This window comes from Anaerohalosphaeraceae bacterium (assembly GCA_035378985.1).
Classification (GTDB): domain Bacteria; phylum Planctomycetota; class Phycisphaerae; order Sedimentisphaerales; family Anaerohalosphaeraceae; genus JAHDQI01.
The window spans coordinates 376,978-400,262 of the sequence record DAOSUR010000001.1 but is presented as its reverse complement, the minus strand read 5'-3'; the positions used below and the strand labels follow the sequence as shown (position 1 = coordinate 400,262).

Annotated in this window: 13 protein-coding genes; 4 read left to right on the top strand and 9 right to left on the bottom strand. The window is 53.5% G+C overall.

The features are described from left to right. Positions 1 to 34: 34 nt before the first annotated feature. Positions 35 to 712, top strand: a complete 678-nt coding sequence (locus PKY88_01785) for a bifunctional 4-hydroxy-2-oxoglutarate aldolase/2-dehydro-3-deoxy-phosphogluconate aldolase (protein HOQ03931.1) — start codon at positions 35 to 37, stop codon at positions 710 to 712. Here the strand turns inward: PKY88_01785 and PKY88_01780 are convergent. From PKY88_01780 to PKY88_01740, 9 genes are all read right to left on the bottom strand, one after another. Beyond that, positions 654 to 2,801, bottom strand: coding sequence for a hypothetical protein (locus tag PKY88_01780; GenBank protein HOQ03930.1), 2,148 nt, complete (start codon positions 2,799 to 2,801; stop codon positions 654 to 656). The two genes, PKY88_01785 and PKY88_01780, sit on opposite strands and share 59 nt — an antisense overlap. A gap of 118 nt (positions 2,802 to 2,919) precedes the next feature. Beyond that, entirely contained in the window at positions 2,920 to 3,774 is an 855-nt protein-coding gene (locus PKY88_01775) for a PEP-CTERM sorting domain-containing protein (protein HOQ03929.1), read from the bottom strand. A gap of 152 nt (positions 3,775 to 3,926) precedes the next feature. Then, positions 3,927 to 7,079 carry a LamG domain-containing protein gene (locus tag PKY88_01770; GenBank protein HOQ03928.1) on the bottom strand — a complete coding sequence of 1,051 codons (3,153 nt, stop codon included), beginning with the start codon at positions 7,077 to 7,079 and terminating at the stop codon, positions 3,927 to 3,929. Positions 7,080 to 7,140: 61 nt separating this feature from the next. After that, positions 7,141 to 7,983, bottom strand: a complete 843-nt coding sequence (locus PKY88_01765) for a type II secretion system protein (protein ID HOQ03927.1) — start codon at positions 7,981 to 7,983, stop codon at positions 7,141 to 7,143. A gap of 298 nt (positions 7,984 to 8,281) precedes the next feature. Further along, complete coding sequence (locus tag PKY88_01760) at positions 8,282 to 9,343, bottom strand: LacI family DNA-binding transcriptional regulator (GenBank protein ID HOQ03926.1); 1,062 nt, start codon at positions 9,341 to 9,343, stop codon at positions 8,282 to 8,284. 26 nt (positions 9,344 to 9,369) lie between these two features. Further along, complete coding sequence (locus PKY88_01755; protein ID HOQ03925.1) at positions 9,370 to 10,374, bottom strand: metallophosphoesterase; 1,005 nt, start codon at positions 10,372 to 10,374, stop codon at positions 9,370 to 9,372. Positions 10,375 to 10,494: 120 nt separating this feature from the next. Beyond that, the gene (locus PKY88_01750; GenBank protein HOQ03924.1) at positions 10,495 to 13,095 is read right to left on the bottom strand and encodes a glycoside hydrolase family 9 protein; all 2,601 of its coding nucleotides are present in this window, start codon (positions 13,093 to 13,095) and stop codon (positions 10,495 to 10,497) included. Between the two features lie 66 nt (positions 13,096 to 13,161). After that, positions 13,162 to 15,741, bottom strand: a complete 2,580-nt coding sequence (locus tag PKY88_01745) for an ADP-ribosylglycohydrolase family protein (GenBank protein HOQ03923.1) — start codon at positions 15,739 to 15,741, stop codon at positions 13,162 to 13,164. 14 nt (positions 15,742 to 15,755) lie between these two features. Beyond that, the gene (locus tag PKY88_01740) at positions 15,756 to 17,783 is read right to left on the bottom strand and encodes a DUF2961 domain-containing protein (GenBank protein HOQ03922.1); all 2,028 of its coding nucleotides are present in this window, start codon (positions 17,781 to 17,783) and stop codon (positions 15,756 to 15,758) included. Positions 17,784 to 18,291: 508 nt separating this feature from the next. Between PKY88_01740 and PKY88_01735 the strand changes: the two genes are divergently transcribed. The 3 genes from PKY88_01735 to PKY88_01725 all read left to right on the top strand — a co-directional run bounded on the left by PKY88_01735 (position 18,292) and on the right by PKY88_01725 (position 23,276). Then, positions 18,292 to 20,835: a malectin domain-containing carbohydrate-binding protein gene (locus PKY88_01735; protein ID HOQ03921.1), complete on the top strand. Its 2,544-nt coding sequence runs from the start codon at positions 18,292 to 18,294 to the stop codon at positions 20,833 to 20,835. A 74-nt stretch (positions 20,836 to 20,909) separates the two neighbouring features. Next, on the top strand, positions 20,910 to 22,292 hold the full coding sequence (locus tag PKY88_01730; GenBank protein ID HOQ03920.1) for a hypothetical protein: 1,383 nt from the start codon (positions 20,910 to 20,912) through the stop codon (positions 22,290 to 22,292). 12 nt (positions 22,293 to 22,304) lie between these two features. Then, complete coding sequence (locus PKY88_01725; protein HOQ03919.1) at positions 22,305 to 23,276, top strand: metallophosphoesterase; 972 nt, start codon at positions 22,305 to 22,307, stop codon at positions 23,274 to 23,276. Positions 23,277 to 23,285 lie beyond the last annotated feature (9 nt).

The window sequence follows — 23,285 nt, the reverse complement described above, 5'->3', positions numbered from 1 at the left end:
AAAGAGAGATATTTTGTAGATAAAGAGGTTGTTCATGGCTCGGCATTCGCGGCTCGAAGTGCTTTGTGTGATGAAGGAAATCGGTCTGGTACCTGTTTTTTATCAGGCGGATGCAAAAATTGCGGTTCAGATTGCTCAGGCCTGTGCGGAAGGGGGGGCTCGCTGTATTGAGTTTACTAACCGCGGCGATCGGGCCGTGCGGGTTTTTGAGGAGTTAACCCGCTGGCGGGATGAGCAGAAACCGGAGGTCATTCTGGGTGTCGGCTCTGTTGTAGATGCCCCCACCGCCGCCCTGTACATTGCGGCCGGAGCGGATTTTGTTGTCGGGCCGCTGCTCGATGAGGATACGGCCAAACTGTGCAACAGCCGCAAAATCCCCTATATGCCCGGCTGCGGCTCCGTCACGGAAATTCACCGGGCCCATCAATTGGGGGTGGAAATCTGCAAAATCTTCCCGGGTGGTCAGGTCGGCGGACCAGAATTTGTCAAGGCCGTTCGCGGCCCCTGTCCGTGGGCGGAATTGATGCCTACCGGCGGGGTCTCCCCAACCCGGGAAAGTCTGTCCGCCTGGTTCAATGCCGGAACCGCCTGTGTGGGAATTGGATCCAACCTCATCACCAAAGCCCTCATTGATGCCAAAGATTTTGCCGGCATTACAAAGGCCGTTCGTCAGACCCTTGACATGGTGCAGGAAGTCCGCCGCAAAGCGTAGGGAATGAAAATCGGTATGTTCTTCCAACAGGAAGGTGCTCACGCTGCCCATCCGTCTGCACCCAGTAGTGTTTTCCGTCTTGGTCAATCTGAATGCGGAAAATCCGCCCTCGGATGCGCAGGTTCTCGATTCCCATCCCCGCTGTGTAAGGATGTCTGACAGGACAGATGAATAATGTGTCTCCCTCCATCCGGATCCCAAACAGTCCCCAAACGACGGTCTGAGCTCCCGCAAGGGCGGCAATGACATTTGCCCGTCCGTCACGCCGATAATCCCGGCTGTCCGCCCGAACGGCCTGCGGGATATACGGAAACGCATTCCACCAAAGAATTCTCTGTAAAACGTCGATGCCTTTCTGGGTAAATCCGGCTGACAGCAAATCCGCCGCCAGCTCCGGCGCATCTCCGGCATACACGCCGGGACCCCCCCAGTCGATATCCGTTGGGTCATAACCTTTGTCGAATTTGGACAATGAATGGACTCCCCATTGGGACAAAAACTCGTTTTCATTCAGCCGCTGAACAATTGCCTCGGCCTGTCTGCCTCGAACGAGATCAGCCCGCAACAGGTCGAAAATCTGGATTGAATAGCAGGTCTGTGGTTTCCGGTTCAAATCCAGTGAAACAAACCACTGATCCGTTTTATCCCAAAGGTTGTTCATTATTACGGATTTGAGCTGTTGAGTCCGAACGGAAAAGTCAATTGGGGGTTCTTTTCGGGCCCATCGATAGAGCTGTTTCATGATTTGATAGTTTAGAATCCGTTCAAAGTTCGGGCTGGGTGTATAGTGCTGATAGGCCTGTGTGCGGCGCAGTTCCAGCAGATTTTCATTTGTCCCGTAGTCAATCAGCACCGGCCGCTGTGTCAAGTCTTCTTTTTCGAACACATATTTCAGCAAAACGTCCGGCAGAGGGTGGTCCTGAATTGTTTCCTGCAGGATGGACACATCCCCCGTCAGGGCGATATAATCGTGCATCAGCAGGGCCATGCTGTAATAGTTATAACTGTAGCCGACGCCGATTCCCTCCCCTGTCAAGGGATGCAGGGCGTAATGCCGACTGTAATCGGCCTTCAGCGAAGCGAGCAAAAGCGCTCGAAGTGCTTGCGGGTCAGCCGCCGCGAAGAATTTGCTCAGATAGGCATCTCCCCACAGGTAGCTGCAAACCGCCCCTCCGTCAATGCCGGACTCCGCATACCATGGGTTCAGAATAAAATCCTCCGGTTCCCAGCGGGTGGTTAGAAAGGTCAGCAGACACCGCTGATAAAACCTCTCCAGAGCTTTGTCATCCGTGATTAATACAGGCAAACGGCTTCGAAGGATGCTGACTTTCTCGCTCCAGGTTCGGTAGGCCTTCTCGATTTCCTCCTCAATTTGGTCAAGGAGCGAGCAGGCTGATTGTCGGGTTGTATTCGGGTGCCCGAGGACAAAGGCCGCAGCAATTTGACGGGAACCGCCGGGCGATAGTTCCAGGGAAAATACCGGCCGGTTGTCTGCAAACCGGCTTGGAGCAGGGTGGAATACGGCGGAAAGTTCCGCTTCAGTTGCACTCAGAATCAGGATGTTGTCTGAGACGGATAACGCCGTATCCGGCCTTCCGGCGGGGGGGACCCATCCCCAGTCCCGGCTGAATCCAATTTGGCCGGATAGGTCAAACGACAGGATGGTTTGAAGGAAATGGTCGGTTTTGTTTTCAAGCAACAGCAGAAAGGCAAAAGCCCGTTTCCGGCTCAAAGGGACTACCTGTCCTGAAATATCCAGTCCGTCTGCAGTTTGTCCTTTTAGAACAGTTGCCGCCGGATACCAGATATAGGTTTTAACAGGAATAGGATGTCCCTGAAGCATCCAGGTTCCGCGGATTGGATTGCCGACAAAAGGGGGAGAAAAACAACTGCCGAAACCCATTTGCTTCGTATCGGGCTGGATACTGATAGAGCCGCTGAAGTTATAGAGATGACGCCCTTCCAAAATCATGGCATCGGAAGAGACGGCGAATTCTTCCAGCCGCAGATTTTTCGGCGGCAGACCTTCTGCGGCCTTTCCGGCTGCATTCCCTGCCAGAACCGCGAGAATCATCAAGAACCGTTTCATATTTCTTTATTGTAAAAAGTGAGGGCATAAAAAAACAGGAAAAGAATCCGATTCTTTTCCTGTTTCCAATATGTTCGTAAAAAGAAGAGTCCGTTCTTCTTTTGAGAGTGGTCAGTCCTTATTTCCGGCTGCGCCGCAGGGCCAGCAGTCCGCCGAGCGTCAGCAGACCCATTGTGGCCGGTTCAGGAACCAGCCGCAGCGGTGTCGGCATCGAAGCGCCGCCGATCCAGCCGCCCATATTGGCAATTTCCGTGCTGGACAACGCGCGATTCCAGGTTGCAATAGTGGAGCAGTAACCCCATCTTTGGTTGCTCCAGTTCCAGTCGCCGGCAAAGAGGTGGAACCGGTCTGTGTAGAGGGAATAGCGGCCGTCAACACCCAGACCAGGAGCATCCAGGAACAGCGTTCCGTCCAGATACACGCGGAAGAAACTGGCGTTGTCAGCAGCGATTACGACGCGGTGCCAGGTTGTGGCGTTGAAGGTCTGAGTGGACCAGCCGGCTGCATCGTGACCAACCTGATAAACTCCCGCACTGACTTCCTTGAAAAAGAGCTCCGCTTCACTTCCAATCGGGTCCCAGGCGGTCTGGAACAAGCTGTTCAGGCCGCCGGCCTGTGTTTGCTGGTAATCAAAAGCGATGGTGTATTGATTGACATAGCTGCCGCCGCCGTTGGCCGTAAAAGAGGGGTTCACCGTGATGTATCTGTCGGCGCTCCAGATTTGAACCTGCAGGTTGCCGCTGTAAGCAGTCGGATTGGCTTGTGTTCCGATTTCAATCCAGGGGCCCACAACACTGTGGTTGCCTACGATTCCGCCGAGCGGCTGTCCGACAATCCCTGTCTGCCAGTTCGCTCCCCCTTGGAATGTCCACAGGCCGGTCAGGCCGACGGGAGAAACATCGCCGATTGCAGCAAAGGTCGCTGAAACCGCCGCCAAACCCAGAACACATCCAAACAATACTTGCTTTTTCATCGTCTTTCCTCCACACAAATAAGGTTCATTTGTTTTCTCATTTCCGCTGTCGGAAACGTTCTTGTTTTTGTTATCGGTTCGTCCGGCTGCTTTTTCACACACTCCACACGAAGGCATTCCTGCTGTGCCGGACCGTTTTCAGATTGTTTTTGTTATTCCCATGGAGCAACGCCGCTGATGTTGTTGAACCACTTGCGGAGCCAGCTTTCGGCGAAGAGTACCAGGTCGTTCATGTTGACATAGCAGTCTCCGTTCAAATCCGCCTCCGGAGCCGGCAGCCCCATCAACACCGCATGCGTGCATGTATACGGTTCGGCTGTCTCATACTCCATTCCGGATGCGATGTTGAACGTCAGCCCGCCGCCCGGTACCAGCCGTTTCTGGGTGGACAAATACACATCGCTGAAGGCAAACTCCGGCATAGAGGCGGCTCCGCCGGTTCCATAGACCCGAACATAGACGTTTGTATCGGCGCTGGAGGCGGTATAGGTTGTGCCGACCATCTGCCACTTGGACGCCAGGATGCCGGTGCCGCCGGACAGATTCCCGGTGGCATCCGCAGCGGCCTCGGCGATTTTCACATAGTTCGGATTGCCGCTTTGGATGGCTGCGTGAATCACGGCTCCGTCTGTGACTCCGGCCGGAATTCGCCACAGTTCCAGGTGCATTTTCGGGGCCGGATTCGGCCAGGCGGTTGCACCGTACTCGCTGCTGTTGACAGCGCAGGCCATATCAAGGTAGTACGTCATTCCGCTCTGGAGGGGGCCGACGACCTGTCCGAGCACCAGGGTCTCGGATGTGTAAATGCACACATCATTCATTCCGGGAGTTGGAAGCGGACTGCCGTAAAGGCCCGCCGCCCAAATGCCGCCCTGGTCGGCTTCATTGAAGTCCGCAGGTACTTCAAACAGCCAGCCGGGCGGAGCCGGGATGTTGTCCACAAACCAGGCGCCCCAGTTGTCTGATTTCATAATGCTGTTATAGACACTTTCGTAAGGCGTTCCGATCATCCACTCGATTTCTTCAAATCCGCCGTTGGCCAGCAGATTGTCTCTGCTTTCCGGCCAGTCTGTCGGCATCTGGGTGTCCAGATAGACGTATCCGATGTAGACAATCCCCGGCTGCTGGATTTCCGCTGTATGTGTGTTTTCGTAAGAGAGCTGCACGGTAATCGGCTTGCCGGCATCCGCCGCTGTTGCCGTATACGTTCCGTAAATCGGACGCCACCGATTCCGCGAGAGCGGACGCTTGAAGGAGGCAACCGCCTGGCCGTCGATTTGAAGGGTCAGCGTGACCGTATCTTTCCAGCCGTCCCAGTCTTTGGCCATCACATAAGCCATTGCATAGTAGGTTTGTCCGGCGGCTGCGGGTGTGCCGGCGGTCTGCTGAAGGACCGCCGCAGGGTCATTGGTGTAGGCCGCTACCGTTCCTCCCAGCGGGGCCAGAACGGGCTGGCTGTAGTTCATTACGCCGATGTTCGTGGCGCCGGGTTTATGAACCAGGTAAATCCCTTTCTCCCCGCTGCTGCCGCCGACAAAAGTCCAGCCGGTCGGATTGACGGAAAGTTTCGGTTCGGCTGCCGCCGGGTCCAGCAGCGACAGGTCGTAGAAGAAGTCGCCGTTCATCAGCAGGCCGGTGTTGCGCGGTTCCTGAACATTGGCGCTGTCCATCCAGCCTTCTCCGAGCGTTATAAGGTCTTCGCTGTTGACAATCGTATCCCGGTCATAATCTCCCGGCAGATAGGTCGGATAATGCTGAGAGGTATTGGCTTGATCGGAAATCGGGTTGAACTCGTCAATATACACACGGGTATCGGGTTGACCTCCGACAATCGAAATCTCCGTCCAGACTTTCTTTGAAGAACCCGGATAAGGTTTCGGATAGGCAAATTTCAGTTCCTGCCAGACATAATCCGGTTTTGTCAGCGGCAGACGAACCTCACCCAAATAGGTCAGATTGGCAGGATTCATCGGGTCGGTGCCGTCCGTATAGCTGTAGGATCGGACAAGCAGACTGGCTCCATTTCCATTGACGGCAGCCACGCGTGCATAGGTCTTGAAAAAGTTTTTGGACAGCCAGCCGTGCGTGGGACTGACGAATTCCTGATACCCGCCGTTGCTCGGGATGCAGATGGCAATGCCCGAGGTAATATAGGGGGCAAACACAGCCGTTTGCGGGTCGCGACCGCTCCACGACGGGTCAATCCACGCCATTCCGAACTTTTGGACATCTCGGGCGGCTTTGGTGTAGTAGGTTTCACCCGGGAGAATGTTCACAAATCGATACCACTGCTGGCCGTCACTCCAAAGGGCATAGTGTCCGCCCGGAATCATGATCGAAACAGGCCAGCCCGGCAGTTCTGCATCTTTGATGTACCACACGGAAGCCGTGTTGTTGCTGCTGATATTGATATTCTCGCCGGGCCAGTAATCAAACGACGAGAATGAAGGTCCGTACAGGAGCCGCCACCCGCTGGAGTTCCAAGCCAGGCGCGTTTCACGGGTGAAATAACTGTCCGGAAGCGGCTGAACAGAGGACACTGTCAGAGGAGTGGCTGTCTTGTTCGCCAGTTTGGCCACTTCACCGGCGGGCAGGTACGAGCCGCACCAGACGGCGATTTCATCCAAAGCGCCGGAAAACGCTCCGGACAGGCCGGCTCGGGACGCAATGTATAAGGGAGATTTAGCGACGGGAACCTTCGGGGCGATATAGCGGGAGGTAAACTGAAGCGTTCCGTTTATATATTTTCGAAGTACAAGTTTGTCGTACGTGATTGCCAGATGGTACCAGCTGCCTAAAGTCTGTTCCGCCGTTTCAGTTCCGATGTTCTGACGCCAGGCCGAATAGGATTCCGACCAAAAGTAGTCCAGAAGGTCATCACCGGTGCCGTTGGGGTTTCGGGCCAGTTCCACGTCATAAGCATCGGTGTACACCAGATACCCCCAGTCTGTTCCGGGAGCATTGTCTCGCCGGACCCACATCGAAATCGTGAAAGCATTCCCGAGGTCGAAGACATTCGGGTCGCTGTGGGCGTCATTCGGGTCCACATAGAGAAAATTGATTTGATTGGGGTCATCCAGAACGGGATTGAACAGCAAAGCCGTTCCGGTACCTCCCGGACCGGCCGTCCATTGCGGCTTGTGAATGCCGTCCACGGCACGAAGAGAGGCGTTCAATCCTTTTCCGCTTGCATCAAGAGCGGTCGTTCCGCTTCCTTCATTCAGCGGCCAGTAGGCAGCCAGTTCAGCTCTTACGGAAGCGGCGAGTACGACGAAAGCCAAAACCCCCAACGCTCTTTTCATCATTCCAAATCTCCTGATTCACTATGGGTTAATGGTTTCACCACGGTTTTAACGGAAGGTGGTCTTACCAGATTGGATTTAAATTTTCATGCCCCTGATACGGCTTGGCGTATTGAAGATAGGCCTTCTCTTCCGGCAGGCCGCGCATGGTTTCTACATGACCGTCCACGAAAACCAGGTTGGCCTTGCCTTCATTTTTCTGCGCAAGATTCACGTTGTGATACGTGGCGATATTGTCCGTACTGCGGCCGGGATTCGGAGCCATCCACAGGGCGTTGTCGTTCAAAACAGCCCGGCTGTAGTTTTCGCGGTATCCGTTGTCTATGTTCAAGGTCCACAAATTTTCTTCGGAAAAAGCAAAGCACTGAGCAGGCCGAGTCACGCGGGTCAGTTTCAGCGAAACCTCTTTTTCGTAAGCTGTTGAAAAAGTGATTCGCAAACCCGTTTCCCAGTCAAAGCCAAGAAAATAATTCATCGAATAGCTGTACATCGGGTTGAACGGTACCGTAGTTGTCTCCGGTGCACCGCACTGGGAGCAGCCCTCCCGCAGGGCATACGACTTAAATGTCGGGCACATATGCACATTTTTGTCCGCCACATACGGCCAGAAGGAACCGTCCGGCCAGTCCTTTGTGTAGTGCCATCGGCATACGGCCGGACAGGCCCCGTTGTTGAGGGTCCGCCGTGAGTAAAGCCAGTACACGGCAAACGGTGCTTTGTGATTGTTGTCCTGGGCATAACCCTGCAGGGCGGTGCCGTAGTTCTTCAGATTGGTTGAGCAAATCAGCGTTTGGGCAGACAGTTTCACGCGGGACAGGGCGGGAACGATAATTCCCATCAGAAGAGCGATGATGGAGATGACAACCAGCAGTTCTATCAGCGTAAACCCTTTTGTGGCTTTCCGCATCTTTCCATTCCCCGTTTTGAAAGGTTTTGTACAGGCACTTCCGTCAGCACTGTACTTTGACTGAATTATATCATCGCAAATATTTTCAGTCAATATATTTTTTGCACAAACTTTTGTGCAGCAATTGCCAAAAAACACATCCCCTCGGTTTGCTCCCCGAATGTCGGATAAAATCCGGAAGATTCGTTCGCGGAAAACGATGGGGTTCTCTGCCGGATTTCTGCATACGTTCGTCCGAAAAAAGGGGCCTCCTGGAGCATCAATCCGCAATATTATAAGACGATATAAAAGACCGAATTCACAAAGATTTTTCAAGTGTTGATTCGTTCGGTTTTGCACAGGTTTTCATATCAAGAAAGTGGTAGTCTAACCGCTTGGAAGGAAGGGGGGTATCTTTGTGTTTGATCTTTTTCCGAAGCATCGCAACCGCTTCGCGTGCCATATCAGTTTCCGGTTCAATAATCGCGGTCGAACACAAACCGACACGCTGGTCTGTTTCACCGGCGAACGTAATCACCGACAAATCACGCGGGATTTGAAGATTCAGCCGGGCTGCAACCGCAAAAATCGCCGGAATGGAATAGCCCCAGTAAAACAGCATTGCCGTCGGACGTTCAGGTTTTTTGAGGACCGAGTAGAAAAATTCCGTCTGTTTGTCGATGGATTCCTCCAGTTTCAATTCTGCAGAAGGAGTAATGTCATACGGAGCCAATCCCGCTTCCTGCATGGCCTGCTGGTAGCCGCCTCGACGGTCGGCGGCACTGTAATGGGCGTTGGGTTTTTGGTTGTACGAGTAGATATCGCAATAGCAGATTTTTCGATGTCCCAGTCCAATCAGGTATTCTGTGGCCCGTTTGGCGGCCGCAAAGCTGTCCGGATACACTGCATCGTATTCCAGTTTGTCATTGAGCCAGATTTTCGGCATCTGGGTGTCGTGAATGGCCTTCCGAACCTTGGGAGGCATGTCCTGGAAGAAGTTGACAATCAGCCCTTCCGCCATCAGAGAACGGAATATCATCGGCAGTTCCTGTTCTTTGACGGTCTCTTTCGGCACTCGCGCCAGCAGCAGGTGTTTGCCCTGCTTTTCCAGATTCAGGTGGATTTCGCACAGCAGCTTTTCAGGCAGATAACTTTTGTTTGTAAAGTCGCCGTGGAGCAGAGCCACACAGTTAAATTGTCCCGTTTTGACGCCGACGGCATAGGCGTTCGGGATATATCCCAGCTCAAGAGCAATCTTTTTAACCTTTTCCTGACAGCGGCGGCTGATACGGTACTGGTCGGCCTTGTTGTTCAGCACACGCGACACGACCGATACATCCACTCCTGCATAATAAGCGATTTCTTTTAGTGTGACCGACATAATCTAAATCTTTTGTTTTTCGCTTGTTACTCACTCCGCTTCAATTCGAACAGCTGGTCTGCTTCCGACCTTGTTTGTTTCAGCAGGGGGCTGTACGACCAGCACGTAATTTTCTTCAAATCTTTGCGGAATGTCAGCACGCGAAGCCAGGCCTGTCCGCCGATTTCTCGAATTGGGGATTGATAATTGACCAGCATCTGAATCACGGGCGCTCCGTTGTCGGTTGGGGAAATCAAAAGTCCTGTCCCGTCTCCGATCACGTGTCCGCTGACAACCAGAAAAACGTTGTCGTGCTTTCGGATCAGTTTGTCCCAGATTTCCTGGCCGTCATTGCCTGCCGGCTGGGTCGGATAGGAGTGCGGATTCCACTCCTGTTTGTCTCCTTTGGTTTTCCAGTCATACCGGCTGTCGTCGTAGTACAAATACGCGTGAAGGATGAGGATGGCGTTTCGGTCTGCGTATTTTGTGAGAATCTCGGAGGCCCATTGCAGCGTTTCATCCGTCGGAGCCCATTCGAGCGTCAGAATCAGCCACCGGCTGGAGCCCGGCGCTTCAAAAAGGTGATAGGAATTCGTCGTTTGACTGGCGGTTTTTACACCTGTCAGTCCGGACCAGCCGGCAAGCCGTTCATAAGGAAAGTATCGGTCCAACCCTGTGCTTCGGTCGGCGGCATTGCCGCCGGGACCGCAGTCGTGATTGCCGGTGCACATTGCATACGGAATTGTCCCATCCAGTATTCCCAGTGCACAGGAGGCATTTTCCCATTCTTTGTCACTGTTGGTGTTTGTAAGGTCGCCCGGAAGCAGAACGTATTGGATTTGGAGTTTCTGGGCCTGATTGCGAATCCACTGGGTCTGGAGTTCAAAAAGTCCGGGATAGGTGTCGTTGTAGTACTGCACATCCGGCAAAATCACCAGCGACCAGGAATCTTCAAAAGAAGAGGGAATTTCGACATTTTCTGTCTGAATGTACCATTGGCCTGAAAACACGGCTCCAAGCACCCCCAGATACCAGACAAAAGTATTCACCATTTTTTGTGCCTCGATTTTTTCGGGTTTTCGGCAGTATAGCGTGCAGGGAAAGGACTTGTCAATGAAAAAGCACAAATCTTTGTGCTCACATTGCTGAAAACGACAAAGAAGACGGATTTTTTAGGGATTCAGCCATTGGCTGACGAAGACCGAAAGGTCTTTGATATCAACCTGCTGGTCCGGCGGGACATTCAGGTCGCAGAAGGGGTTCCAGGTGGATTCTCCGTCCTCACTCAGCCAGGATTGGGTAAAAATAGACCAGTCAGTCTGTTCAATTTGCCCATCATCATTCAGGTCTGCCGAACGGGTCAAATCTGAGGCAAAATAGCCGAGCAGATAGCACATCTGGGCCTGCCAGGGGAGACAGGGCTCCAGCAGCCCTGCATTCTGGAGATTCATATAACATTTCCAGGGGTATCGGATGAAGGATTGGAGAAAACTCAGATGGTGATTGATGTTTCCGCACAGATATCCAGGGACCGGATTGAGGTGGTCAAACCAGTAAAAGGAGTACAGGTCTGTTCCATGCAGATAGTCTCCGAAGCCGGTGATAAAGACCCGCGAAACAGGATTGCGTCCGCCGATCCAGTCGAGCACATCCAGAGCGGCGTCCAGGTACGCTCGACTGCCGGTTCTCTCATAGGCCCACAGCAGTACATAGGCATTGCCGCACAGCATTCCGCTCGAGCCCCAGTACAGGTCGTTGTACATCAGCATCGGGATATTGTAAGGATTGCAGTCCCTGCGGTTGACCAGAGCGTCGGCCTCCATCAGAAACGATTGAATGAGGGCGTTTTTGATTGTGCTCGAGACGGGACGGTCTGTGCGGATGTAGTCCATATAGGCCTTGCTGATAGCGCTGGACCCGAGCAGTCCGATATAACCGTAGTAGGAGTTTCCTCCGAATGCGTTCAGGGGTTTGGGATTGGAGGCCGAGTTGTACTGACTCTCAAAGTAAGTTCGATAGGTTGAATTGCCGGTGGCGATGTACAGCTCCACTGCCGCCAGTCCCCGGTAGGGCAGGTCATTGGTTATGCCGTAGGACCAGGTGCTGCCGCTCGGTCCGGTCGGGTTGTACGTGTTCGGGTGAGCGGTCAGCCACCCCCACGACAATTCGGCCCGGCTGAGCAGTTCCTGGGCGTAGGGTTCCATTTCTTCGATGGTTCCCAAAATGCTGTATGCTTTGGCGAAAACGGCCGCCAGTACGCAGGCCGCTCCGCTGGAAACATCTGAAACGGTTTGCCGTTGAAGATTTCCGTCATTGGTGATGACAATAAAGTGCACGCTGCCGTCCGGATTCTGCATCTTTTTGAACCATTCGAGCTGATACTGAATCAGCAGAATCAAGTCATTGGTTAAGCCGTCGGATTCGGGAAGATGAAGCACACCCGGCCCTGTTTTCCGTCCGAAGCTTCGAAGTGTTTCCAGCAGAAACCACAGAGCACCCAAATTGTTGTGGACATCCAGGTGCAGATCACCCGCATCAAACCAGCCGCCTCGGACATCCCGCGTTTCAATTCCGATGTCCAGAGGGTCGTAGTCGTACATTTTCGCAGGATTATTGTCATCATAATCATAGCGGCAGGTTTCATTGTTGGCATAAATAGCGGGACGGCTGTGCCCTTCGGCAAAAGGTTCGGCAATCTCATAGCCGCTTCGGGCATAGTAGAAAAAACGCAGGGCATCGCGGAACGCCCGATTGAATGTTTTGGGGTGAATCAGAAAAACCGGTGAACGCTGGCCGATTTCCGGCACCTCAATCCAGTACCGTCCCGGTGTATTTATTTCCGTAAAATCGGCGTGATAGACAATGTCCCCGCTCAAGTTCCAGCTGCTTTCGCAGGCATCCTGCGGCAGAAGGGGACCCTGATAAACAGCGCGCTGGGCGGCTGCATCAACGACTTGGAAATAAGCCGGTGGCGAAGAAACCGCTCCGGCTTCATAGCTGACCACGGCCAGCTTCCTCTGGTCGGGCCGATATCCAAGCTGGTTGACTTTCACCATGTCTGAATAGACACAGTCGATGCCGGGCACGAATCGCATCTTTTCAATATAGAGCGTGTTGGTTTGACTGTACCGGCCGGCCCCCTCGAGAGTCAGGATACTCAGGCGAGTGAGGTCCAGATTGGGATTAACCGCCAGAAAATCGGACATCGGGATATAGACATTCTGCCATTGAACGGTGGACGGCTGAACATAACTGGAAAGCAAAACAGATGCCGTCTGACTTGAATAGATACTGCTTTGGCCTGCGTAGGTTCGGTAAAGATTCAGAATCTGCTGATCATCTGTGAGACGGATTCGCAAATCAGCCCCCGGGGCGACTTGTCCCCATTTCACCCGCAGATGCAGAAACGGATTCGGTGCGGTCCGAAGCAGATTGACCGAGTGGCCCCAGTCGAGTTTGAACTGGATGTTCCACCATCCGCCCGGCAGAGTGCTCTCGAGCACCAAAGAGCCGCTGCCGACGGACATATTGACCGGAACGGCATTTTGGCAATGGACGAAAGTGGCCGGACTTCCCAGGTACACATACGATTTGTTGCCGTCCCAGCAGGTAAATGTCTGGAGGTAGGATTGGACCGGGTCGAAGAAGTTGACGCCGATGCATTCTTGACTGCCGAACACCGGATGCACCGTCATCCAGCAGCAGACAAAGATAAAGAACCGCAGCCGGGTGCGGCGGAAAACTCCATCATGTTGACGACGGTCTTTTCTCATTCCTTCCCTCCTCACAGAAAACCAAATCTCGTTTTTGTTTGAAGACGGGTTTCTGAATGGGAGTTTTCAGCTTCGCAATTCGATGGTATCCCAGAAGGCACCCTCCCAGGCCCATCCGTTCGGCTGATTAACCACTTCCAGTTTTCCTTTTCGGCCTGCCAGCGGACTTAAATCCACCTCTGCATCCATCCAGCCGTCCGGAGCGTTTTGGGCATCCACTTCCCGGCGGAAAAGAACTTCTCCGTTAAATCGCACCAGCAGGGTCCAGTCGCCCATCGAATGACGCCCGACGGAAAGAACCAACCGCATTTTTCCGTCTTTGGGGATTTCCACCTCTTTCCAGATTGAACAGCCCGTGTTTTGGTTGAGGGGATGCGTTGCCAAAACGTCTTTGCGTCCGTTTGCCTCTTTTCGGTAGCCGGGGGACATATCCGGGCCGCAGTTTTCCACCGTCCAGCCGGGTGCGACAGGGTCTCCGCTGATGCGTACCTCCGCCCGCAGCCGGCTCAGTTCCGCAAAGGTGTAGCGGCTCTGGACTGTCGGACCGGGCTGATTGGACCGTTCCAGAGGATTGGGAGAAGCCGGCAGAACAGGAATCACCAGCACCTCGTTTCCATAGCCGTCCGATTCCGTCCAGCCGCCCCATCGGTACACGGCCAGCCGAGCCAGTTTTTCACATGTGTCAAAGAGATTCGGCAGGTCGTAGGGGGTATGCAGAAACTTCCGTTCCCGGTCAATCTGTTTGTAGGGTTCGGGGATATTCAGCAGGCCCTTGATGGTAAACAGAATGCCCGCCGCTGTGGAGGCATTGCAGTCGGAATCCTGCCCGCACTGCATAGCAATCCGAATCGTTTTTTCAATGTCCCCCCGCCCGTACAAAAGACCGAGCACCACGTAGGCCCCGTTGATTTTTGCATCGATGTTAAAATCGCCTTTGTCGCAGCTGAAGAGACGATAGGCCGGATCCTTCTGATACTTTTCCTGAATGCGGTTCCATGCGGCTTGCCAGTCTTCCGGTTTTTCCCGATACCACTGAAGGACATCTCGAACCGCTTCGGCATACTGGCTTTCTGCAGGAATATAGGCCAGAGCCGACTCAATCAGCTTCTCAATGTCGCGTTCGACAAAGGCCAGCGAATACATTGCCGAAACAAATTGTCCGCCGTAGAGCCCGTCGCCGTAGTTCATGATTCGCCCAAAAACATTTCCCAGATACACGGCGTGATTGGGCAGGGCGGGGCTGATCAGACCTGCAAAGTCTGCTTCAATCTGATAGTCAATATCATCCGCATGCATATTGTGCTGCGGATGCCCGCTGTCCGGCGGAGCAATTCCCTGCCGCAGATTTGTTCGTCCGGCGTCATTGGCGTGCCAGAGCGGATATTGGGTGTTTGCAAAATCAAGCCCCGCCCGACGAACGGATACATCGAACCCTTCGTTTTGCAGGGTTCGCAGGAACGTCATCTCTACGTAAAGGTCATCCTGCTCAAAGGCCTGCTGAATCATTTCCGGTTTCCAGACGGGTACGGCCTCGTCCGGGATTCTCTTGTTAAGATATTTGAACTCGACCGGAAACCCCCAGCTGACGCCGACCATCTGTCCCAGCCAGCCCGCCGTCATTTTGTCCCGATAAGTCAGCATCGGGATGCGGATATACTCTCTCGGCTTTTCGGTTTCCGGGAGGGAAATCCCGTTGGCCGCCGCCAAAGATGTCTCCGCATTGTCCAAACCGTCATTCCAATACAGTTCCGCCAGATACACCCCGCCCTGTCCCCAGCCGCAATGGCTCACGTACCATTTGCCCTGTGCATCTCGAATCACCTCGGCGGCGTGGGAATTCAGACGGCCTGCCAAATCGCGGATGTCCCAATGGAACGGGTCTTGGCTGCGATACACGCAGGTGCCCCGATAATCGTCCCGCGGCCCGATAAACAGATAGTACACGTTCCCGCGGCGAATCACTGTCGGCGATTCCGTAGGTCCCCCCCAGGTGCCTTTCGAAGGGTCGGTAAAGACAACCCTGCGGGGTCCCCAGTGAATCAGGTCTTTGCTCGTACGGGCGGCCACAATGTGGCTGCCGCCTTTCGGGTCGGAGGTGGCGGTGTAATACATCACCCATTCATCACCCAGCCGCAGAATAAACGGGTCGCGGGCATCGTATCCGTCCACGACCATCGGATTGGCCGGGTGACGCTGCCAGCGGACCAGGTCTTTGGATGTCGCCAGATGAATTTTGTATTTCGAATTGTCCACATCGCCGGCACAGTAAAACATATAATACAAGCCGTTGTGTTCGATGACGTGGGGTGCCCACAGATGCACTTCATTCCAGCTTGCATCAACCGTCAGCGCAAACGGCTGTTTGCGCCACGGTTTCTGAGTCAGTTTGTCGGCGGTCGCATGAGCAAAGTTATGCTCATCCAGAGGCCCTAAGGGTTCTGCATGGGTAATCCCGTACAGGTGCCAGGTACCGTCTTGTCCGCGAATGAAACAGTGATCGTTGATATACCATGGGACGGGCTCTCCGACGCTCGGGTCATAGATTTTCACAAAGGGTCCGCATTGGACCTGTCCTTCTGCGGACGAAACCGGGCAGGCACTCAGCAGAACAAGACCGGCGGTTATCACAAAGAAGATCGGACGCATACAGAATTCTCCCTTTAGAACCAGGTTTTTTTGACGTCCAGATAGTCCATTCCGAACATGTACCGCTGAATCGCCGCCGGGTTGCTGCCGGCAATTTCCGCCGTAAGGACATGCAGCCCTTTGCCCAGCGTAAACCGGCCCAGGACAATGGGTTCGGTTGCTATCACGCCGTCCGGATAAAACAGGTCTATCGGCTTGCCGATTTTTTTGCCGTCCAGATAGAATTGGACAATCCCGTAATCCGCCGCTTTGGTCAGGCGTGTCGTCAGCTGATACCGTCCTTTGCGGGGGATTTGGATGCCGATTTTCAGTTGGGCGCCCGGCTGTCCGACCCACCACAGCTGGGTATCATTTTGCCATTTGTCCTTGGGAAAAGCTCCCATGTGCTGTTCTTCGAGCTGACCGACCGGTTTTTCAAGGATATAAATGCCCGCAATGTCCATTGGATAGGTTAAGCGGGTATAATAGTCAACACGTTCCTGAGGCGGAAGGGGACCATATGGGTCACACCCTTCTGCAGACAGATACCAATAGGCGGTGCAGGCATACTGAGTCGGACGCGTATTGGAGAAATATTTTTCGATGCATCCCTCGAAGGAACGCTGAAACGGAACCTGATCGGCAATATGCCAGCGGTTGACGCTCACATGTCCTTTGTTGCCTTCACTGAGGGGCTGGTTGTGGAAGGCGTGCTCAAACAGAGTCGGGTCGCTCCAGGCGTAGCCGAAGTAATCTTCGGAACCGGTGCCGTACAAAGAAGGGAATTTTTCTCCGTCCACAAAAAACTTCTCATCCCCTTCGCCCCACCAGCCTCCTCGCGGGTTCCACACCATCAAAGCGACCCCCACAAACCGTCCCCGTCCGTCGGTTTTCAGCATTGTCCAGTCGATTTGACGCTCTTTTTCCGTCGGCAGGAAAGCATCTCGGTGCCACTTGGCGTGAAAGTATCCATATGAACCTGCCTGCATCGAATGAGGAGCGTGTGTGATTTCAACTGTGAGACGCCGAACCTGTTTGCCTTCGTTGAGCAGTTCAATCACAGCGCTCTGTTCAAACGGCATATACCAGTTTGAATAAAACTCCTGCTCATTCATCCCCATCGGCAGGGAACGGTAGGGATTCAGTCCGGGACCCGTTCCGAAGAAATCTCCCAGCGGGCTCCAGACACTCGGATTGGGTTGATGGTCCCAGAAAATCTGAATTGTCATCTCGCGAAGGGCTTTTCGCCTTTCTTCCGTATCATTCGGAAGGTCAGGACGAACCTTGATGGAGGCGATGGCTCTTTTGCCTTCCAGCACAATCTGTTCCTTCTTTCCCGGCTGGAGGTTTATCGTGTAGGTTTGCGTAATCTGTTCCGGATGACTTCGGAAAGAACCGGGGCCGACATGCAGCAAAAGGTCATTCACACGGTCCAGGGCGGCGTTGTCTTCCTCATTCATCTGCATCGAAAAGGTCGGCACACGCGTGCCGTTCGGAAAGAGTGTGTATGTGAAATGGTGAAATTCCCCATAATCTCTATCGGCAATAATCCTGCAGGATTTCTGGAACGGAATCGGCGTATAGTTGTTTTTCCCGTTGGCAACGATATGCACAAGAGCAGGACGATTAAACGGTGCAACCTTTCCGCTGAAGTACTCTGCAAAGGGCAAATCGACCGCCGGCTGTTCGGCTCCGTCCAGATAGATTCGGACGTGGCCTTGCTGCGGGGTGGCCGACCAGATTCGCCAAATGCATCCCGGTCCTTCCATTTCGGCCAGCACCAGCTTGTCGTTTTCGACACGAATCCATCCCCGTCCGCCGAAGCCGTCATCGTTGGCATCCCATTTTACGTATTTGCCTGTTTTTTCATCATACCGGCTTGAGCGGTCATAACTGGACCACTGCCGGCACACGAGCCCCTCTTCCGGCAGACGGGCCAGCCCCTCTAAGTCCGTCAGTCGGTTCACCAGGTCTGCATACTTGTATTCGGTTTGAGCCTGTCCCCATTGCGCCCCAAGAAAGAAAAGAAGAAAGAAGATTCCTAAATCCTTACCTTGCTTCATCTTTTTGCCTCACTTTCTACAGATTTTTACAAAATTATAGACAGGAAATCGTTAGTTTTTCTTGCCTTTATATAAGGAAGAGAGATTTCTTCTGTGTCCCGCTGTTCTTTTTTTAAGAAATATAATCCATCGGCCCTTCAATGGCAATCCCGAAAGAAGAAAATATTTGCATTACGCAAAAGTTTGTGCTAAAAGATAGGTCTTTCCGGCGACGGTTGTTTTTTGCCGGGGAAAATCCGAGGATTCCGCAGCGGTCCGGCAGAAAGCCAAGCGGGCGGTTCGTTGAAATTGGATGCAGAGGAAAATGATGAGTGCGAACTTAAAACATCAGAAGAACACGGCAAATAAAAGAGGGGATACTCCTTCTTATGCCAAGCGTTTTTCGTTCGAAGAATGGACCTCGGGACCCGGCGGGCTGCTTTTTTGTTTATGGGGATTTTATGGAAAATCGGGAGGTCAAACCGTTTTGGCTGCGGCCGTTTTTCTATTCATGCTGCACAGAGTGTCTTTGGCTGCTCAGGTTCGGGATGCCTATTATGCTCATTCTGTTCGTACGGATCAAACCGGGGTGATTGCCCCGTGGAGCCAAACTCAGAACGGACCTTTGGATACACGAATCCGCATTGCTGTCGAAGTTCTCAAACGGTATCCCTGGGTAGATTCAAAAAAAGCGGTGATGGCCGCTCCTGATTTTATCTATAATTCCCACTGGAGCATCCAGGAGGACGGCACGATTCTCATTCCGCCGACCAATGACTGGATGTGCGGGGATCTCAGTCAGCGGGCTTGGAGCATCATCAAGGGCCTGACTGCTTACTATCAGTACAGCGGCGATCCGATTGCATTTGTTTATATTCCTTTGACAGCTGATTATATCCTCGATTATGCACAAACCAGTGAAGAACACGACTGGCCCCGGTTTCCCATTGCCACACCGACCAGCGGTAAGGCCTACGGCAAATGTATTCAAGAAGCCCGCAATCAATTGGATTTATGCGCTGTGATCGGAACGGAAATCCTTCGGGCTTATAAATTGACCGGCAGGGAACGATATCTTGAGGCGGCACGTCACTGGGGCGATCTTTTTGCCCGGAAGTGCAATTTGGATCCGTCCATGCCTCCCTGGAACCGCTATACCCATCCGGAAGGGGTCGGCTGGTCGGATGAATTGACCGGCAGCACGACCCTGATTCTCGATTTTCTGGATGAACTGATTGCGATGGGATATGCCGGTGAAAATCGCCGAATTGTCCAGGCACGCGACGCAGGAAGCCGGTATGTCCGTACCCTCTTGGAGACTCGTTGGCTGGAGAATGACACCTGGGGTCGCAATTACTGGGACTGGGACAATCCGGTTCTCTGCGGAATCGTGTCGATGTGCGGCGACTATATTATGAAGAATCCGCAGGATTTTCCCGGTTGGCGGACGGACCTCCGAAATATCCTTACGCTGATTTTTCATCGCAACGGCACAGATCCCTCCTCCGGCGGAGATGTCTATCATGGTGCCTGGGCCTTTCCTGAATCCTCCACCTGCTGCGGGACTTCCCTGTCCTATAATCAATATACCGCTGCTCCGACCCTTTTGCGGTTCGGAGTCTTGGCGGATGATGACCGGATTCTGGAGATAGGCCGACGGATGCTCATTATGGCAGCGTATGACAGTCGGGAAAACGGCGTGGTGTACGACGGCCTCTTCGGCCAGCAGGTTGCAACCAAGGAATGGTCTAATCTGGCGCATCCTTGGCCCCTCTGTCAGACCCTGGAGGCGATGGCGTGGACGCCTGAACTCTTCGGTCCCAAACGCGAAAATCATATCATGCGGAGCACGTCCGTTGTCAATTCGGTTATTTATGAGAAAAATCGGATTGAGTATACAACATTTGATGCGCCGGAGAAGACTATGGATGTGCTCCGTCTGAGTTTTCCGCCTTCCGCGATTCTTGCTGACGGGAAACCGCTGCCGCATGTCTTTTCTCTGAATCAGAACGGCTATACAGTTCGGCCTCTGCCCGACGGCGATTTTCTTGTTCAGATTCGTCATGATCGGGCGCGTTCGGTGACGGTCATCGGTACAGATGACCCGCAGGAACAGGTTGATGACAAGGAACTGACTTTTCCCGGCGGATGGAAGGAGGTTTCTGATTCGAGTGCCTTTGGCGGAACGCTTCGGGTTGGTTCCCGGAAGGGGGCGGAGATGACCTTTGCCTTCAGGGGCAACCAAATTCGTCTGCTTGGAAAGGTCGGACCAACAGGAGGGCAGGCGGACGTTTATCTGGATGGCCGGAAGCAAATGACGCTGATTGACAGCTGGAATCCCGCGGTGCGGTATCGCCAACAGCTGTATTCAGCAAGCGGTTTGCCGAACAGCGAACATGAAATTCGAGTGGTTCTGAAAGGCAAGGGAAATCTGATCTCCAAAGGCACGGAAATTGCTTTGGACAGCATTCAGTTTTCGAATGCTTCTGCCGAGCCTGATTTCGGGAGCGGGGGTGGTCCAACCGGTGCCCAGCGAATGATTTTCGGTTATCCTCACCGGCAGGATTATGTGGATTCCCGGGGCCGTACTTGGCGGCCGGCTACGGAATGGGTTATTCGGAGCGGCTACGGCAGGGATACTGTCAAAGAGGCATGGTGGACCCGGCGGCGCAGTATGTATATCGGAAATACGGATGACCCGGAATTGTACCGTTACGGTGCTCACGGACAGGAATTCTGGGTGAACCTCACCGTCGGTCCCGGAATCTATTATGTCACCTTGAAATTTGCAGAAACCCCGCTTCATTGGTTTCTGGAACGCAATCAGAACAACCAGCGCATTTCTCACACCATTTCCGCCTGGCTGAACGGAAACCAGGTTCTTGGCGGTCTTAACATCGAGAAAGCGGCAGGCGGTTTATTTCTTGCAGTGGATAAAACGTTCACGGATATTGAACCCCGAAACGGAATCATTGAGGTTCGGCTCAAAGGAGAGGATGAACAGGGGGCTATTCTGCAGGCCCTCGAGTTGGGACCAATGAGCGAGTTGCCTCAGCAGAGACATGGAAAATGAAGTGCCGATTTACCCCATTCTGGTTCGCTGGACACTGCAAAGCGGCTGACAGGCAGGGCAGAAATTCAGCTTTTTTGAAACGACTGGTCTTGCTGCTGGGGGCTGTCTGGACTCTGCCGGCTGCGGCGGAGAAGTTTTGGATTCCCGCGATTGAAGAGCCCTGGCGTCAAATTGCGGGCAATCCAGACCTGGGCGAATACACGGACGAAAAGCAGCAGCCCGTCGATTTTGCTCTCTGGCAGGCGGCGGATGGAACCTGGCAGCTGTGGTCCTGTATTCGGTTTACAAAACTGGGCGGCCATACCCGTCTTTTTTACCGCTGGGAAGGAAAGCATCTGACCGATTCAAATTGGGCTCCGATGGGAATTGCTATGATGGCCGAGCCCGAACTCGGAGAACCCCTCGGCGGTCTGCAGGCCCCCCATGTGGTCCGATACAAAGGCAAATACTGGATGATATACGGGGACTGGGACAATATTCGGATGGCCGTCAGCCGCAACGGCAAGGACTTCAAACGATGCGATAAGGGCCGAGTCCTCTTTACAGAAGGTCCTCAGGTCAACAGCCGCGACCCGATGCTGCTTTTTACCCGAGGCAAATGGCACTGTTATTACACAGCGTTTCCGGATGAGCGGGGGTATGTGTACTGCCGAACCTCAGACAATCTGCTTCAATGGTCAGCTCCGGTCATCGTCAGTTTCGGCGGCACGGCCGGCAGCGGCCCCTATTCTTGTGAGTGCCCCCACGTGGTGGAAATTCTTCCCGGCCGTTATTTTCTTTTCCGCACGCAGTATTACGGCCCGGGTGCACAGACCACGGTGTATGAATCGCAAAATCCCCTTCTGTTCGGCATTGACAACGATGCCGGCTTCAGGGCTCGTCTGAATATCTGTGCCCCTGAGATTGTTTTTCATCAGGGCCGATATTATATCGCTGCGCTTAATCCGAATCTGGACGGCATTCGCATAGCCCGTCTCCATTGGAAAAGTTTCGGGAAGCCGGTTTTTGATTTTGACAATCCCCAGCATCGCCGGCTCTGGATGCTTCTGGACGGCAACCTTGATTCCGTTTTCACCGACAGCCGCCGACACGGTCTTTATCCGAAAACCCGATATTATATCAGCACGGCGGAGAAAGCCGGCTCTGCTCCGGATGATGCCCGGACGGCCGATATTGAAAGCCCGCCGTTTACGCTCGAAAGCCCGGAATGCATCGTTTGGCTGTCCGGCGGACAGGACCCGCAGCGGCTCTATCTGGTTTTTTTGGATGCTCAAAACGGTCAAGAATATCTCCGTCTGACGCCAAAGGGACAGGACCTTCCTGAGCCGATTCTTGCGGACTGCCGCTTGTTTGCAGGCAAATCCGTTAAAATTCGAATTGCAGATCACTCTTCGGACTCTTTGGGACGCATTACGTTCGGCGGGATTTATGAGCGAACCCCTCAACAGGATCGATAAGAAAGGAACAAGATGATGAGAATCAGACGCCGTGAGTTTCTAACCGCCGCTGTCCCGGCTTTGCTGGGAGCGGGCGGCTGTGCACTTTCGAAATCCGCTTCACAGGAAAAGAAATCCGGACGGGTCCTTCGTTTCGCCCATTTTACGGATATCCATATGGAGCCCAAACGAAAGGCCCCCGAAGGACTGGCCAAGGCCCTCCGCCATATGCAGTCGCTCGAGGACCGGCCTTCTCTGCTTATCACCGGCGGAGACCATGTGATGGATGCCTTTTCCGCCAAGCCCGACTGGGTGACTGTTCAGTATGAAACGTTCCGCACCGTGATGCGGGAGCACTGTGTCATTCCGGTTCGATACTGTATCGGCAATCACGATGTCTGGGGGTGGAACAAGAAAGACAGCCAAACCACCGGACAGGAACCCTATTGGGGGAAAGAACGGCCGATTCACGAATTCAATCTGCCCGGCCGCTATTATGCCTTTTCCGAGGGCTGCTGGCATTTTATTATTCTGGACAGTACGCATCCTTCCACGGACAACTATGAAGCCCGTCTGGACGAAGAGCAGTTCCAATGGCTCCAAAACCAGCTGCAGATCCACCGTCATCAGTATATTGTAATTGTTTCGCATATCCCGATTCTTTCCGCGGCGGTTTTTCTGGACGGAGATAATGTCAAAGACGGCCATTGGTCGCTGCCCAAAGAGTGGATGCATTTGGATGCCGGCCGGCTGAAAGACCTCTTTAAAGAGCATCGGAATGTTAAGCTCTGCATCAGCGGACATCTTCATTTGGTGGACCGCGTTGAATACAACGGCGTCGTGTATATCTGTGACGGAGCCGTCTGCGCCTCCTGGTGGAAAGGAGATTACAACGAATTTGACGAAGGATACGGTGTTTTTGACCTCTACGAAGATGGAACCTTCCGCCATCAATATCTGTCCTATGGCTGGACGGCGGCACCGGACGGGGAAGGCGGGAGTTGATGCGGGAAA